The sequence below is a fragment of the Myxococcus sp. AM010 genome (genome assembly GCF_013372585.1).
In the GTDB taxonomy this organism is placed as follows: domain Bacteria; phylum Myxococcota; class Myxococcia; order Myxococcales; family Myxococcaceae; genus Myxococcus; species Myxococcus vastator.
The window spans coordinates 1-450 of sequence record NZ_JABXEO010000235.1 but is presented as its reverse complement, the minus strand read 5'-3'; the positions used below and the strand labels follow the sequence as shown (position 1 = coordinate 450).

Below are 450 nucleotides of genomic sequence, written 5' to 3'. Positions count from 1 at the left end.
GCGCCAACGGGCTTCGACGCGTCGACGCTGGAGGTATGGGGCGCGCTGCTGCACGGAGGGAAGCTGGTGGTGTACCCGGAGGGCCCGCTGGAGTTGGAGGGGCTGGGGCGGAGGCTGAAGGAGGCAGGGGTGACGTCGCTGTGGCTGACGGCGGCCCTGTTCGAGCAGATGCAGGCGTACCAGCCCGAGGCGCTGGGTGGAGTGAGGCAGGTGCTGGCGGGAGGAGACGTGCTGGCGGTGGGGCGGGCGAGGGAGCGGGCGAGGAGTGGGGGCGTCCTCGTCAACGGGTACGGGCCGACGGAGGGGACGACGTTTACGACAGTGCACCGCGTAGCAGAGGGGGAGGTGGGGGCGACGGTGCCCATTGGGAAGCCGGTGGGGAATACGCGTGTGTACGTGCTGGACGAAGGAATGCGTCCGGTGGCGGAGGGCGTGAGGGGTGAGTTGTAC

1 protein-coding gene is annotated in these 450 nt (G+C 70.2%); it reads left to right on the top strand.

Annotation, left to right across the window (positions count from 1 at the left end; all coding sequences use genetic code 11):
* Positions 1-450, top strand: a 450-nt coding sequence (locus tag HV826_RS36485; RefSeq protein ID WP_176421584.1) for an AMP-binding protein, incomplete at both ends; no start/stop codon positions are given.